Annotated in this window: 11 protein-coding genes; 5 read left to right on the top strand and 6 right to left on the bottom strand. The window is 61.4% G+C overall.

Annotated elements, in window-relative coordinates:
* Nucleotides 1–238 precede the first annotated feature (238 nt).
* Together alaC and PSCI_RS06715 are read right to left on the bottom strand one after the other, a co-directional pair.
* Entirely contained in the window at nucleotides 239–1459 is a 1221-nt protein-coding gene (gene alaC / locus PSCI_RS06710) for an alanine transaminase (protein ID WP_045484480.1), read from the bottom strand.
* 181 nt (nucleotides 1460–1640) lie between these two features.
* Nucleotides 1641–3443, bottom strand: a complete 1803-nt coding sequence (locus PSCI_RS06715) for a flavin monoamine oxidase family protein (RefSeq protein ID WP_045484481.1) — start codon at nucleotides 3441–3443, stop codon at nucleotides 1641–1643.
* 154 nt (nucleotides 3444–3597) lie between these two features.
* Here PSCI_RS06715 and PSCI_RS06720 point away from each other — a divergent pair, with 154 nt between their 5' ends.
* Both PSCI_RS06720 and PSCI_RS06725 read left to right on the top strand, forming a co-directional pair.
* Nucleotides 3598–5004 carry an adenosylmethionine--8-amino-7-oxononanoate transaminase gene (locus PSCI_RS06720; RefSeq protein WP_045484482.1) on the top strand — a complete coding sequence of 469 codons (1407 nt, stop codon included), beginning with the start codon at nucleotides 3598–3600 and terminating at the stop codon, nucleotides 5002–5004.
* 122 nt (nucleotides 5005–5126) lie between these two features.
* Nucleotides 5127–5858: a 16S rRNA (uracil(1498)-N(3))-methyltransferase gene (locus PSCI_RS06725; protein ID WP_045484483.1), complete on the top strand. Its 732-nt coding sequence runs from the start codon at nucleotides 5127–5129 to the stop codon at nucleotides 5856–5858.
* 327 nt (nucleotides 5859–6185) lie between these two features.
* On the opposite strand, the gene PSCI_RS06730 is transcribed toward PSCI_RS06725, so the two are convergent.
* Nucleotides 6186–6626, bottom strand: coding sequence for a hypothetical protein (locus tag PSCI_RS06730; protein ID WP_045484485.1), 441 nt, complete (start codon nucleotides 6624–6626; stop codon nucleotides 6186–6188).
* On the opposite strand from PSCI_RS06730, the gene PSCI_RS06735 reads away from it, so the two are divergent.
* Nucleotides 6625–7080, top strand: coding sequence for a tRNA (cytidine(34)-2'-O)-methyltransferase (locus PSCI_RS06735; RefSeq protein ID WP_045484488.1), 456 nt, complete (start codon nucleotides 6625–6627; stop codon nucleotides 7078–7080). The genes PSCI_RS06730 and PSCI_RS06735 overlap by 2 nt on opposite strands.
* A 210-nt stretch (nucleotides 7081–7290) precedes the next feature.
* On the opposite strand, the gene secB is transcribed toward PSCI_RS06735, so the two are convergent.
* Genes secB through PSCI_RS06750 form a run of 3 tightly spaced genes read right to left on the bottom strand, consistent with a single transcriptional unit; the run spans nucleotide 7291 to nucleotide 8486 of the window.
* A complete protein-coding gene (secB, locus tag PSCI_RS06740; RefSeq protein ID WP_045484490.1) occupies nucleotides 7291–7776 on the bottom strand; it encodes a protein-export chaperone SecB in 486 nt (161 codons plus the stop codon).
* A 41-nt stretch (nucleotides 7777–7817) separates the two neighbouring features.
* Nucleotides 7818–8072, bottom strand: coding sequence for a glutaredoxin 3 (gene grxC, locus PSCI_RS06745; RefSeq protein WP_045484493.1), 255 nt, complete (start codon nucleotides 8070–8072; stop codon nucleotides 7818–7820).
* Nucleotides 8073–8486, bottom strand: a complete 414-nt coding sequence (locus PSCI_RS06750) for a rhodanese-like domain-containing protein (protein ID WP_045484496.1) — start codon at nucleotides 8484–8486, stop codon at nucleotides 8073–8075.
* A 194-nt stretch (nucleotides 8487–8680) separates the two neighbouring features.
* Here PSCI_RS06750 and gpmI point away from each other — a divergent pair, with 194 nt between their 5' ends.
* Together gpmI and PSCI_RS06760 are read left to right on the top strand one after the other, a co-directional pair.
* Nucleotides 8681–10213 (top strand): 2,3-bisphosphoglycerate-independent phosphoglycerate mutase, encoded by a 1533-nt coding sequence (gene gpmI / locus PSCI_RS06755; RefSeq protein ID WP_045484499.1) that lies wholly within the window; start codon nucleotides 8681–8683, stop codon nucleotides 10211–10213.
* Between the two features lie 141 nt (nucleotides 10214–10354).
* Nucleotides 10355–11668, top strand: coding sequence for a murein hydrolase activator EnvC family protein (locus PSCI_RS06760; RefSeq protein WP_045484502.1), 1314 nt, complete (start codon nucleotides 10355–10357; stop codon nucleotides 11666–11668).
* The last annotated feature ends 28 nt before the right edge of the window (nucleotides 11669–11696 follow it).

Raw genomic sequence — 11696 nt, forward strand, 5'->3', positions numbered from 1 at the left:
CGCCATGCGCCGTCGTCGCGGCGCCCCTGAAAAGCCCTGCAAGTGACGCGCAAAGCCCTGTAAACCGTGCCTTTGCGCGATCAGCAGGCGAGCCGCAGCAACCGAGGGCTGCGGCGGTTTTACCGGGAAAAAGAGGGGAATCGGGAGAGGAGAATGGCGTATTCAGACAAGTGACGCGGGTCATTGCAGGAGCGGCTTTAGTCTTCGCGGATAAATCCGCTCCTGCAGGCAACGGCTATCAGGCGTCCGGCTTGCCCGGTGCCTGTGCATCAGCACGGAACATGGCGCGGATGCCGCGCACCGCCTGACGGATCCGGTCCTGGTTCTCGATCAGGGCAAAACGCACATGGTCGTCACCGTATTCACCAAAACCGATACCCGGCGAGACGCACACCTTGGCCTCGGCCAGCAGCTTCTTGGCGAATTCCAGCGAGCCCAGATGGGCATAAGCCTCGGGGATCTTCGCCCAGACGTACATCGAGGCCTTGGGGTTCTCGACCATCCAGCCCAGCTCGTGCAGGCCCTTGACCAGCACATTGCGGCGCTGGCGATACTGTTCGGCGATATCCAGCACACACTGCTGGTCGCCTTCCAGTGCCGCGATGGCTGCTACCTGCAGCGGCGTGAAGGTGCCGTAGTCGTGGTAGCTCTTGATTCGCGCCAGGGCGCCGACCAGTTCCGGATTACCGACCATAAAACCAATCCGCCAGCCGGCCATGTTGTAACTCTTGGACAGGGTGAAGAACTCCACCGCAATGTCCTTGGCACCCGGAACCTGCATGATCGAGGGTGCCTGCCAGCCGTCGTAGACGATGTCGGCATAGGCCAGGTCGTGAACCACCAGCACGTCGTACTGCTTGGCCAGCGCAACCACGCGCTCGAAGAAATCCAGCTCAACGCATTGCGCGGTGGGGTTGGACGGGAAGCCGAGGATCATCATCTTGGGCTTGGGAATCGAGCCACGAATGGCCTTTTCCAGCTCGGCGAAAAAGTCCACGCCCGGCACCAGCGGCACCGAACGCACCTGGGCGCCGGCAATCACGGCACCGTAGATGTGGATCGGGTAACTGGGGTTGGGCACCAGCACCGTATCGCCCTGGTCGAGGGTGGCGAGCATCAGGTGCGCCAGGCCTTCCTTGGAACCGATGGTGACAATGGCTTCGCTTTCCGGGTCGATATCGACTTCGTAGCGCTTTTTGTACCAGTTGGAAATCGCCCGACGCAGGCGTGGAATACCCCGTGAAGTGGAGTAACCGTGGGTGTCTTCGCGCTGGGCGACGGTGACCAGCTTTTCCACGATGTGCGGTGGCGTAGCCCCGTCGGGGTTACCCATGCTCAGGTCGATGATGTCTTCACCGCGACGACGAGCAGCCATTTTCAGCTCGGCGGTGATATTGAAGACGTACGGGGGGAGTCGATCGATGCGCGCAAAGCGGCGCGGCGAACCTTGGTCAGCCATGAGAATCTCGCAAACGTAAGCGCCCGGAACCGTCCGAGCGACGCAGGCCGCATGAGGCGGCCTGCGCGCAAGATAAGCGCAGTGCCAGTATCTTGTCTACACCCTTGGGTTTCGAACGCTGGTTGCCAGCAGCGCAGTCCCCACCCAGAGCGGTGGCAGCCTTTGACTGCTGGTCAGCGCTTCAGGCCCCGGCGGCTTCGGCCTTGTCCTTGACCGGGGCTTTTTTCGCCGGTTCGGTCTTGGCGGGTGCCTTGTTGGCCGGTTCCTTTTTCGCAGGTTCTTTCTTTGCCGGTTCTTTCTTTGCTGGCTCTTTCTTGGCCGGTTCCTTGTGCGCTGGCGCCTTATGAGTGGCCTCTTTACTGGCCGGCTCTTTCTTCACCGCGTCCTTGGCTGGCTCGACCTTGGCCGGAACCACCGGTGCAGGTGCTGGCTCCGGCGCCACGACAGGTGCAGGTGCTACCGGTGCAGGAGCGGCTGGAGCTGGCGCTTTCTCGGCAGGTTTGTCTTCGCCACCAAACATCCGCGAGAAGAAGCCCGGTTGCTCGTCCTTTTTCGCCGGCGCCACTGCCGGAGCCGGTGCCGGCGGGATCACTTTCGGCTCGAACGACTTGCCGGCCGCCAGATCCTGCACCTGGCTGGCTGCGCGCTGGCCGCTGCGCAGCGCGCCTTCCAGGGTGCCGGGGTACAGGGTGTCGGTGTGCTCACCGGCAAACGCGACGCGCTGCACCGGTTTTTCCCAGACCCGCCAGAACTTGCTGATCTGCCCCGGACCATAGGCCAGGTACGAACCGCCCATCCCCGGATCGACGCTGTAGCGGCGGATTTCATAACCGGTATAGGCACCGCGTGCCTGTGGATAGAACGCATGCAGGCGGATCAGCACCTGATCGACCAGTTGCTTGTCACCAAACGCCTGCATGATCCGCGCGTTGTCGCCCGACAGGTTGATCACCACGTTGGCGCCGCCTTTGAGCGCCGGTTCGATCCACAGCATGCCAAGCCCGGTATTGCTGAAAATCTCGCCCGACAGGCGCGCCTTGCTATCCCATACCGGGGTTTTGAACTTGAGCATGATCTGGTCGCGCCAACCGTAGTTGGTGCTGCGCAGCGCGCCCAGGTATTTGTCGCCCAGCGCCGGGGTCATCTGGATTTTCGCCAGCGCCCGCAGCGGCACGGCCAGCACCACGTAATCGGCGCTGTAGCCGACGCTGCCAACCTTGACCGTCACGCTGTCCTTGTCCTGAATAATCGCCGACACCGGCGACTGAGTCTTGATCGATTTCAACTGCCTGGTAAACGCCTCGGTCAGCACCGCGCTGCCACCGGGCAACCGCGCCGCACGACGGTCGCGGTCATCGACGCCACGGTACACCCGGGTCTGCTGGGCAAAGTACAGCAGCGACAGGCGCGAAGGCTCGTCGTAGCGGGTACGGATTTGCTGGTTGATCAACTGCCGGGCGGTTTCTGGCAGATTCTGCCGGTCCAGCCAGTTGGACACGTTGATCTGGTCCAAGGCAAACAGCGTGCTGTTGGCTGCCGGGTTCTCCGGGTCGTCGATGGAGCGCGCCAGATTATCCAGCGTCTCTTCGTAACGCTTGAGTGCCTCGGCAGTGGCAGGCTGCTTGACGGCCAGGTCTGCGGCGCTGAAGTGCACGCCGTCGATCAGGTAGCTGGGCGTGCGGACAAACTCCGGCGCAGCAACGCTGGTCAGCTTGAAGGTGTTCAGGTACTGGTTGAGCAATGGCTGAACCTTGTTGCTGCCGATCCACTCGCTGGTGGCCAGGCCCGAACGCCCGCCGGTGCTGCCTTTGGCCTCCAGCACAGTGACCTGCCAGCCCTTGGCCTGCAGTTCATAGGCGGCCGTCAGCCCCGCCAGTCCGCCGCCGACCACGATGGCGGTCCGGGGTTTGTCGCTGGCCAGTGCATTAAAGCTGACCAGCCCTATCACCAACAGCGCACAGCCGCGTAGCAAAGCGAAACGCATTGCGCAAACTCCGATAAAAAATGTGGGAAAGTTCAGGAAATGTCGCGAAGAGCCGCGAGCATACGTGACTGACGAAAGGCCTGCCAGCGATCAAAGGTTGTCCCTGAGCCGGGCATTCACTAGGCTTGCGCGATTCGCTTAATGGAGAGCGCCCATGGGCCTGAATGATCAGTGGATGCAACGTGACCTCAAGGTCTTGTGGCACCCCTGCACGCAGATGAAAGATCACGAACAACTGCCGCTGATTCCGATCCGCCGTGGCGAGGGTGTGTGGCTGGAAGACTTCGAGGGCAAACGCTACCTGGACGCGGTCAGCTCCTGGTGGGTGAATGTGTTCGGCCACGCCAACCCGCGCATCAACCAGCGCATCAAGGACCAGGTCGATCAGCTCGAACACGTGATCCTGGCCGGTTTCAGCCATCAGCCGGTCATCGAACTGTCGGAGCGGCTGGTCAAGCTGACCCCGGAAGGCCTGACCCGCTGCTTCTATGCCGACAACGGATCGTCGTGCATCGAAGTGGCCTTGAAGATGAGCTTTCATTACTGGCTCAACCGCGGCCAGCCCGACAAAAAACGCTTCGTGACCCTGACCAACAGCTACCACGGCGAGACGGTGGCGGCGATGTCAGTAGGCGATGTGGCGTTGTTTACCGAGACCTACAAGTCGCTGCTGCTCGACACCATCAAGGTGCCCAGCCCGGACTGCTATCACCGCCCCGAAGGCGTGAGCTGGGAGCAACACTCGCGCACGATGTTCCAGGCCATGGAGCAGACCCTGGCCGAACATCACGCCAGCGTCGCGGCAGTGATCGTCGAGCCGCTGATTCAGGGTGCCGGTGGCATGCGCATGTACCACCCGGTCTATCTCAAGCTGTTGCGCGAAGCCTGCGACCGCTACGGCGTGCACCTGATCCACGACGAAATCGCCGTGGGCTTTGGCCGCACCGGGACGATGTTCGCCTGCGAACAGGCCGGTATCCGGCCGGATTTTCTCTGCCTGTCCAAGGCGCTGACCGGCGGCTACCTGCCGTTGGCGGCGTGCCTGACCACCGATGAGGTGTACAGCGCGTTCTACGACGAATACCCGACCCTGCGCGCCTTCCTGCACTCGCACAGCTACACCGGCAACCCGCTGGCCTGCGCCGCCGCGCTGGCAACGCTGGATATCTTCGAACAAGACAATGTGATCGAGGCCAACAAGGCCCTGGCCCAGCGCATGGCCAGCGCCACCGCGCACCTGGCCGACCACCCGAATGTCGCCGAAGTGCGCCAGACCGGCATGGCCCTGGCCATCGAGATGGCGCAGGACAAAGCCGGCAAGACCGCCTACCCGTGGCAGCAGCGTCGGGGCCTGAAGGTGTTCCAGCATGCCCTGGAGCGTGGCGCGCTGCTGCGCCCGCTAGGCAACGTGGTGTATTTCCTGCCGCCTTATGTAATCACCCCGGAGCAGATCGACTTTCTGGCCGAAGTGGCCAGCGAAGGCATCGACATCGCCACGCGTGAAACCATCAGCGTGGCAGTACCGGAAGGCTTCCACCCGGACTTTCGCGACCCCGGCTGAACCCGACTAGCCCCGTAGGAGCGGCTTTAGCCGCGAAGCTTCACGGATCGCGGCTAAAGCTTCGCGGCTAAAGCCGCTCCTACAGCCGCAAATAGCTGCCCAGAATATCCAGAGATCCCCCCATGAGACTGTCCCGCTTCTTCATCGATGCCCCACTGAGCCTGGGCGAACACACCTTGCCAGAAGCCCAGGCCCATTACATTGGCCGGGTGTTACGCATGACCGAAGGTCAGGCACTGCAACTGTTCGACGGCTCGGGCAGCGAATATCGCGCCACCCTGCTGGAGGTCGGCAAAAAGCAGGTGCGCGTGCAACTCGATGAGTCATTTGCCGGGCAGCCCGAATCGCCGTTGCGCATTCATCTGGGCCAGGGCCTGTCGCGTGGCGAGCGCATGGACTGGGCGATCCAGAAAGCCACTGAGCTGGGCGCCACAGAGATCACGCCGATTGTCAGCGAGCGCTGCGAGGTGCGCCTCAAGGACGAACGTGCCGAGAAGCGTCAGGCTCACTGGCGGCAGATTGCAATCAGCGCCTGCGAGCAATGCGGCCGTTCGGTGGTGCCGGTGATTCATTCGCCTATACCGCTGGGCGAATGGCTTAAAACCACTCAGGCCGACCTCAAGCTGGTACTGCATCCGGTTGCCGCGCCGCTGACCAGCCATCCAGCGCCGCAGAGCCTGGCCTTCCTGATCGGCCCGGAAGGCGGCCTGAGCGATGCCGAGGTCGAGCAAGCCAAAGCCAGCGGTTATCACGCCGCCCGCCTCGGCCCCAGGGTCTTGCGCACCGAAACCGCCCCGGTGGTGGCCTTGAGCGTGGCGCAACAGCTATGGGGCGATTTTCTGCAGGGCAATTGAAGACCCGTAGGCCCTGCTTCAGTAGGGAAGCCTTCGCGGCTGAAGCCGATCCTACGGATTAAATACAAGCCAGATGCTTCACGATGGGTAGCCGCGCCGCTGTGGTGCGCGATAAGCGTGCATAAATGCACGGCCTCAACCGACGGTATCGAACGGCGCAGGCCAACACGCCTTCATGCGACGGCTGCAAAGCCAGTACCACAAGGGCCTGCGAGGCTTTCACAAAATAGAAAGCGGGTTTCCACAAAACTGGCACGCGACCTGCAATATCTCTTGTACCTACCAGTTTTGGGGGCCTTGGTACAGGCAGGCCGGGGATTCCCCTTTTTATTGCTCACGGAGGCTGACTTTCAGCCTCCAGCGCCCGTCCACCTCGTCAGTGTGCCAGTCACCCTGCAACGGACGGGCCGCCAGCAGCGTCAGCACCAGTCCTTTATCCCCCCGCTCGATGCGCCAGCGCGCCACTTTGTTGTCCATGCGCAACTGGCCGTTCCAGGGCCGTCCGTACGCCAGCAGATGCAACACCACGGCGCCGTCCACGGTATCGCCTTCTACTGTGGGTTCTTCGTCGAACCACAAGGCCAGCCCGGTGGGCAGCTCTTCGATCTGCACCAGTTCAACCGGCTCAGGCTGGGTCAGACGACCGATCATCATGCCCACCGAAAACCCGACAATCGCCATCGAGCCCAACACCCGCGGCCAGAACTTCGGCCTGGGGTCTTCTTCAGGAGTAGAATGCATCCCGTCATTTCGTTCGGAGCCGTGCATGTTTCACGTCATCCTTTTTCAACCAGAAATTCCGCCGAATACCGGCAATGTCATCAGGCTCTGCGCCAATAGTGGCTGCACCCTGCATTTGATCGAACCGTTGAGTTTCGAGCTGGACGACAAACGGCTGCGCCGCGCCGGGCTCGACTACCACGAGTATGCCACGCTGCAAACCCACCCAAGCCTGGCCAGTTGCCTGGAAAAACTCGGCCACCCGCGGCTGTTCGCTTTCACCACCAAGGGCTCGCAGCCATTTCACGACGTCAGCTTTCAGCCTGGCGATGCGTTTATCTTCGGCCCGGAAAGCCGTGGCCTGCCCACCGAAGTGCTCGACACCTTCAGCCCGGACCGGCGCCTGCGCCTGCCCATGCGTGAAGGCTGCCGCAGCCTGAACCTGTCCAATACCGTGGCCGTGGCGGTGTATGAGGCGTGGCGGCAGCAGGGTTTTGCCTGAAGTGCACCTCTAAAAACTACCTGCGTTGCCATCACTGCGTTAAAAACAGGCTCACAATGCTCATTGACAACTGGTCAACTCCGCTTGCTCGCCTGTTTTTGCCATGCGCTGGCTGCCTCGCCTACGTTTTTAGAGGCCCTCTGAAGGACACCTTGAACACCGCTGCATAAAAAAAGCGCCTGCAAAGGCGCTTTTTCATGAGCGGTGCGATCAGGCCGAAGGCGCTTCGCCCGACTCTTGCAGACGCTGCAGCTCTTGGGCATACAGGGCGTCGAAGTTCACTGGCGAGAGCATCAGCGCCGGGAACGAACCACGCACCACCAGGCTGTCGATGGCTTCGCGCGCGTACGGGAACAGAATGTTCGGGCAGAACGCACCCAGGGTGTGGCTCATGGACGAAGCATCCAGACCCTTGATCAGGAAGATGCCGGCCTGTTGCACTTCAACGATGAAAGCAGTCTCGTCACCGTTGTTCACAGTAACCGACAGGGTCAGTACAACTTCGTAGAAGTCGTTTTCCAGCGCTTTCTGGCGGGTGTTGAGGTCCAGGCTGACCGAAGGGGTCCACTCCTGACGGAAGATGGCCGGGCTTTTCGGTGCTTCAAACGACAGGTCACGAACGTAAAGACGCTGCAGCGAGAATTGTGGTGCGTTGTCTTCGTTGGCAACAGCGCCGTTGGTGGTTTGTTCGGTCATGTCGGATCCTTCTCGAAATTAGGGTTTGCAATAAAGTTGAGTCAGGCCTGAAGCAGCTCATCGAGTTCGCCGGCACGCTCCAGAGCAAACAGGTCATCACAGCCGCCCACATGGGCGTCGCCGATCCAGATCTGTGGCACCGAAGTACGCCCGGCCTTCTGGGCCATGGCTGCGCGCACCTGGGGTTGGCCATCGACGCGAATTTCTTCGAAGGCTACGTTCTTGCTCTTGAGCAACTGCTTGGCGCGGATGCAATAAGGGCAATAGTCACTGGAATAGACGAGGACATCGGCCATTTACTTCACCAATGGAAGGTTGTCGGCACGCCAGGTGGAAATACCGCCCGACAGCTTGGCCGCCTTGAAGCCAGCCTTGATCAGCTCGCCGGCGGTGCTGCCTGCATGCTGCCCCATGGCGTCGACCAGAATCAACGTCTTGTCCTTGTATTTGTTCAGCTCCGAAGTACGGCTCAGGACTTTGTCCTGCGGGTAATTGAGCGCGCCAACGATGTGGCCTGCGGCGTAATCCTTGGCGGAACGAACATCGATCACCACGCCCTGGTCGCTGTTCACCAGCGCGGTCAGTTGGCCAGTGCTGATACCGCGGGCACCTTTGCTCACTTCATAAGCGATCAGCAACGCCAGCAGAATCACGAAAGCGCCGGTGATCAGATAGTGGTTTGTGATGAATTCAAGCAGTTGAGCAACCATCTTTAGGTTCCAGGGCGTTAAAATGCCGGCCAGTATACACACCCCCCAAGGACCACCAAAGGGTGCACGGCAGTGACGCCGGGGGAACTTGTCCCTAAAATGCCGATCTTTTCCCTACTTCCCATTTTGCAAAGCAGGCCGTTCGAAACCGGGACGACGTTCCCGACTGAAGCGGCCGGCAAACGAGGGTTTCTATGACTGCTGCGCCCAAACCTCTGGTTCTGATCATTCTCGACGGCTTCGGCCACAGCGAGAACCCCGAAGGCAACGCCATCATGGCGGCCCGGATGCCAGTCATGGAACGTCTCTACGCCAGCAAGTCCCACGGGCTGATTTCCGGCTCCGGCATGGACGTCGGCCTGCCCGACGGGCAGATGGGCAACTCGGAAGTCGGTCACATGAACCTCGGCGCCGGCCGGGTGGTATACCAGGACTTCACCCGGGTCACCAAGGCCATCCGCGACGGCGAGTTCTTCGAAAACCCGGCCATCTGCGAGGCAGTCGACAAGGCCGTTGGTGCCGGCAAGGCCGTGCACATCATGGGCCTGCTGTCGGACGGCGGGGTGCACAGCCACCAGGATCATTTGGTCGCCATGGCCGAACTGGCAGCCAAGCGCGGCGCCGAGAAAATCTACCTGCATGCGTTCCTCGATGGCCGCGATACGCCACCGCGCAGCGCCGAAAGCTCGCTGCAACTGCTCGACGACGCGTTTGCCCGGTTGGGCAAGGGCCGCATCGCGACGATCATCGGCCGGTTCTTCGCCATGGACCGCGACAATCGCTGGGATCGCGTTTCGGCGGCCTATAACCTGATTGTTGACGGCACTGCCGAATTCACCTCAGACAACGCCGTAGCCGGTCTGCAGGCGGCCTATGCCCGTGACGAGAGCGACGAGTTCGTCAAACCCACGGCCATTGGCGAGAAAGTCACCGTTGAAGACGGCGACGCCGTGGTATTCATGAACTTCCGCGCCGACCGCGCCCGCGAACTGAGCCGGGTGTTCGTCGAGGATGACTTCAAAGAGTTCGCCCGCGCCCGCCAGCCCAAGACCCATTACGTGATGCTGACCCAGTACTCGGCCAGCATCCACGCCCCGGCCGCTTTCGCGCCGGGCAGCCTGAAAAACGTGCTGGGCCAGTACCTGGCCGACAACGGTAAAACCCAACTGCGCATCGCCGAAACCGAGAAATACGCCCATGTGACGTTCTTCTTCTCCGGCGGCCGCGAAGAGGAATTCCCTGGCGAAGAGCGCATCCTGATCCCGTCGCCCAAGGTCGCCACGTACGACCTGCAGCCAGAGATGAGCGCACCGCAAGTCACCGACCGCATCGTCGATGCCATCGAAAACCAGCGTTATGACGTGATCATCGTCAACTACGCCAACGGCGACATGGTTGGCCACAGCGGTGTGATGGCCGCGGCGGTCAAGGCCGTGGAGTGCCTGGACGAGTGCCTGGGGCGCATCACCACCGCGCTGGACAAGGTCGGCGGCGAAGCGCTGATCACCGCCGACCACGGTAACGTCGAGCAAATGACCGACGACCATACCGGCCAGGCGCACACGGCGCACACCTCGGAACCGGTGCCGTTCATCTATTATGGCAACAAGCCTTTGAAGGTCCGTGAAGGCGGTGTCCTGGCCGACGTGGCCCCGACCCTGCTGCTGTTGCTGGGCCTGGACAAGCCCGAAGAAATGACCGGCCATTCGATTCTGGTGGCCAAATAGCATCTCAATCGTAGGAGCGGCTTCAGCCGCGAATGCCGTGAAAGGCCGCTCCCACCTACCAGCTTCATTTGTTTTACCGGATAGCGCGGGCATACTAAGCCTGTCGTTCCATTCACCCATTGCCCGGTATCGCCCATTCACATGCTCCGCGCCCTGACCGCCCTTGTTCTGATCTGCCTGCTCAACCCGGCATTCGCCGAGGATGAACGCGCTCAGACACAAAAACAGATAGAGGCTGCCCGCCAGGACATTGCCGAGCTGCAAAAGACCCTGAGCAAACTGCAGGCCGAAAAGAGCGGGGTCCAGAAGGACCTGCGCGCCACTGAAACGGAAATGGGAAAGCTTGAAAAGCAGGTCGAGGTCCTGCAGCTGGAACTAAAAAAGACCGAAGCCGAGCTGCACAAGCTCGACCATGACAAGAAACAGCTCAACAACGCCAAGGTCGATCAGCAACGCCTGATCGCCATCCAGGCCCGTGCTGCCTACCAAGGCGGCCGCCAGGAATACCTCAAGCTGCTGCTCAATCAGCAGCACCCGGAAAAATTCGCCCGCACCCTCACCTATTACGACTTTCTCAGCAAAGCGCGTCTGGCCCAGCTTGAGCAATTCAACGAAACCCTGCGCCAGCTGGCCAATGTCGAAAAAGACATCGACCGCCAGCAGGCGCAACTGCTGGTCCAGAAAAGCGACCTTGAGCGCCAGAACAACGAACTGGCCAAGGTCCGCGAAGAACGCCAGAAGGTGCTGGCTACCCTTAATCAGCAGACCAGGGCCAGCGATCAGAAACTGGCGGCCCGCCAGCAGGACCAGGCCGAGCTGAACAGCGTGCTCAAGACCATCGAGGAAACCCTCGCCCGTCAGGCCCGTGAAGCCGAAGAAGCACGCCAGAAAGCCCTCGCCGCCGCCCGTGAGGCCGAGGCCGCCGCCGAGCGTCAGCGCCAGCAGGCACTGGCCCGCAACAATCGCAGTGACGATGAAGAGCCTGCGCCCAGGCGCCCGGCCAGAACCCCCGGCATTGCCGTGTCCAGCGACGGCGCGGTGTATGGCGGCGTTTTTGCTGAGGCCAGGGGTAAACTTCCATGGCCGATCAATGGTCGATTACTTGCACGGTTCGGCGAAGCCCGCGGCGACGATGAACGCTCACGCTGGGATGGCGTAATGATCAGCGCTGCCGCTGGCAGCCAGGTCCGCGCTGTCCATGGTGGCCGGGTGGTTTTCGCTGACTGGTTGCGTGGCGCCGGACTTCTGGTCATTCTCGACCATGGCAACGGTTATCTGAGCCTGTATGGCCACAATCAGAGCCTGCTCAAGAAGGCCGGTGATATCGTCAAGGCCGGTGAAGCGATCTCCACAGTAGGTAGTAGTGGCGGTCAGGACACCGCAGCGCTGTACTTTGCCATTCGTCAGCAGGGTCGTCCGACCGACCCGGCCCAATGGTGCCGTTCTCAAGGATAAGTCGGCACCACTCAAGATCAGGAGCTTG

The organism is Pseudomonas sp. StFLB209 (assembly GCF_000829415.1).
In the GTDB taxonomy this organism is placed as follows: Bacteria; Pseudomonadota; Gammaproteobacteria; order Pseudomonadales; family Pseudomonadaceae; genus Aquipseudomonas.

Bases quoted from the DNA above. Each gene is read 5' to 3' on its own strand.
- alaC (WP_045484480.1), bottom strand. From the start codon at position 1,459: ATGGCTGACCAAGGTTCGCCGCGCCGCTTTGCGCGCATCGATCGACTC.
- PSCI_RS06715 (WP_045484481.1), bottom strand. From the start codon at position 3,443: ATGCGTTTCGCTTTGCTACGCGGCTGTGCGCTGTTGGTGATAGGGCTG.
- PSCI_RS06720 (WP_045484482.1), top strand. From the start codon at position 3,598: ATGGGCCTGAATGATCAGTGGATGCAACGTGACCTCAAGGTCTTGTGG.
- PSCI_RS06725 (WP_045484483.1), top strand. From the start codon at position 5,127: ATGAGACTGTCCCGCTTCTTCATCGATGCCCCACTGAGCCTGGGCGAA.
- PSCI_RS06735 (WP_045484488.1), top strand. From the start codon at position 6,625: ATGTTTCACGTCATCCTTTTTCAACCAGAAATTCCGCCGAATACCGGC.
- PSCI_RS06730 (WP_045484485.1), bottom strand. From the start codon at position 6,626: ATGCACGGCTCCGAACGAAATGACGGGATGCATTCTACTCCTGAAGAA.
- secB (WP_045484490.1), bottom strand. From the start codon at position 7,776: ATGACCGAACAAACCACCAACGGCGCTGTTGCCAACGAAGACAACGCA.
- grxC (WP_045484493.1), bottom strand. From the start codon at position 8,072: ATGGCCGATGTCCTCGTCTATTCCAGTGACTATTGCCCTTATTGCATC.
- PSCI_RS06750 (WP_045484496.1), bottom strand. From the start codon at position 8,486: ATGGTTGCTCAACTGCTTGAATTCATCACAAACCACTATCTGATCACC.
- gpmI (WP_045484499.1), top strand. From the start codon at position 8,681: ATGACTGCTGCGCCCAAACCTCTGGTTCTGATCATTCTCGACGGCTTC.
- PSCI_RS06760 (WP_045484502.1), top strand. From the start codon at position 10,355: ATGCTCCGCGCCCTGACCGCCCTTGTTCTGATCTGCCTGCTCAACCCG.